3 protein-coding genes are annotated in these 2,033 nt (G+C 62.6%); all 3 read left to right on the top strand.

All coding sequences use genetic code 11. From position 1 onward, the window contains the following. A partial coding sequence (locus L9Z73_RS29780; RefSeq protein ID WP_247408499.1) for a 2-deoxy-5-keto-D-gluconate 6-phosphate aldolase domain-containing protein occupies window positions 1-646 on the top strand: 646 nt, incomplete at its 5' end. A gap of 163 nt (window positions 647-809) precedes the next feature. Next, window positions 810-1,703, top strand: coding sequence for a myo-inosose-2 dehydratase (gene iolE, locus L9Z73_RS29785; protein ID WP_247408501.1), 894 nt, complete (start codon window positions 810-812; stop codon window positions 1,701-1,703). Beyond that, window positions 1,700-2,033, top strand: a 334-nt coding sequence (locus tag L9Z73_RS29790; protein WP_247408503.1) for a 5-deoxy-glucuronate isomerase, incomplete at its 3' end; no start/stop codon positions are given. The genes iolE and L9Z73_RS29790, both read left to right, overlap by 4 nt.

Here is a 2,033-nt window from a genome sequence, read left to right on the forward strand (position 1 = left end):
GCTCAACGCCGCCAGCGGTCGCGGCTGGTGGATCGCACGCCCGGTGGAGGTGCAGAACTCGCGGCCGTTGGCGTTCGAACACGGCCGCTCGATCGGCAGCAACCTGATCGCCTGGCCCCAGGAGCAAATCATCAAGTGCCTGGTGCAATACCACCCCGATGACGAACCGCTGCTGCGCCTGGAACAGGAAGCGCAACTCAAGGCGGTGTACGAGGCTTCGCTGGTCAGCGGGCATGAACTGTTGCTGGAAGTCATCCCGCCCAAGGATCACCCATCCACCTACCCCGATGTGCTCTACCGCAGCCTCAAGCGCCTGTACAACCTGGGGATCTACCCGGCGTGGTGGAAGATCGAGGCGCAGTCGGCCGAGGACTGGAAAAAACTCGACGAGTTGATCGAGGAACGCGACCCGTACTGCCGTGGCGTGGTGTTGCTGGGCCTGAATGCGTCGGCCGAACGCCTGGCCGAGGGCTTTCGCCAGGCCAGCCAGAGCCGCACCTGCCGTGGTTTTGCCGTGGGTCGCACGATCTTCCAGGCGCCGAGCCGCGCGTGGATGGCGGGGGAGATTGATGACGAGACCCTGATCCGCCAAGTCCGGGCCACTTTCGAGCAATTGATCAGTGCCTGGTGCAGTGCCAGAAGCTGAGCGCAGTGCTTAATTTGAAATGTAAGCCAATGTGGGAGGGAGCTTGCTCCCGAAGGCAGTGTGTCAGGCAACACTTCTGTAACTGCACCACCGCCATCGGGAGCAAGCTCCCTCCCACAGAATGCAGATATCAGTGATACCTGAAAATAATAAAGGTGCAGCCATGCCCGCAATCCGAATTGGCATCAACCCGATCTCCTGGAGCAACGACGACCTGCCGGCCCTGGGCGGCGAAACGCCGCTGAGCACCGCCCTGAGCGAAGGCAAGCAGATTGGCTACGAAGGCTTTGAACTCAACGGCAAATTCCCCAAGGACGCCAAGGGCGTCGCCGATGTGTTGCGCCCCTTTGATCTGGCGCTGGTCTCCGGTTGGTATTCGAGCCGCCTGGCCCAGCGTTCGGTGGCGCAGGAAATCGAAGCCATCGCCACTCACGTCGAGTTGCTCAAACACAATGGCGCCACGGTATTGGTGTACGGCGAAGTCGCCGATTCGATCCAGGGCTCCCGCATCCGCCTGATCGAACGCCCGCGTTTTCACAGTGAGCAGGCCTGGCAGGACTACGCCGACAAACTCACCGAACTGGCGCGCTTTACCCTGTCCCGGGGCGTGCGCCTGGCCTACCACCACCATATGGGCGCCTATGTCGAATCGCCGGAGGACATCGATCAATTGATGCGCCGCACCGGCCCGGAAGTCGGCCTGCTGTTCGATTCGGGCCACTGCTACATGGGCGGTGGCGAACCCCTCGACGTGCTGCGCAAGCATATCGACCGGGTGTGCCATGTGCATTTCAAGGACGTGCGCAAAGCGGTGGTGCAACTGGCGCGCAACCAGATGTGGAGCTTCCCCGACTGCATCGTCAACGGCACCTTCACCGTGCCGGGTGACGGCGATATCGACTTTGCCGCGTTGCTCGACGTGCTGCTGGCCGCGCATTATCAAGGCTGGCTGGTGGTCGAAGCCGAGCAGGACCCAGCCGTCGCGCCCAGCTATATCTATGCGAAAAAGGGCTATGACACCTTGCGTGCGCTGCTCAACGAGAGGACGGGCCAATGAGCTTGCTGGTCAAGAGCAATAAACGCGGGCAAACCATGGTCGCCCTCGAAGAAGGCCGCCTGGACTACGTCGGCTTTGCCGCCTACCGCCTGAGCCTGGGCGAAACCCTGCCGGTCACGGCCGGTGACCAGGAGCTGTGCCTGGTGCTGCTCAGCGGGCGGGTGACGATCGAGGGCGACGGTTTTAGCTGGCAGAACCTCGGCGATCGTCAGTCGGTGTTTGAAGACAAATCGCCCTTTGCCGTTTACCTGCCGCCGGGCACCGACGCCCAGGTGACGGCATTGAGCGACGTGCAGCTCGCGGTCTGCGCCGCGCCCGGTGCGGCGGGTT

Source organism: Pseudomonas emilianonis (genome assembly GCF_023072625.1).
Taxonomy (GTDB): domain Bacteria; phylum Pseudomonadota; class Gammaproteobacteria; order Pseudomonadales; family Pseudomonadaceae; genus Aquipseudomonas; species Aquipseudomonas paraveronii.

Coding starts and splice junctions, on each gene's coding strand:
- iolE (WP_247408501.1), top strand. CDS start 810: ATGCCCGCAATCCGAATTGGCATCAACCCGATCTCCTGGAGCAACGAC.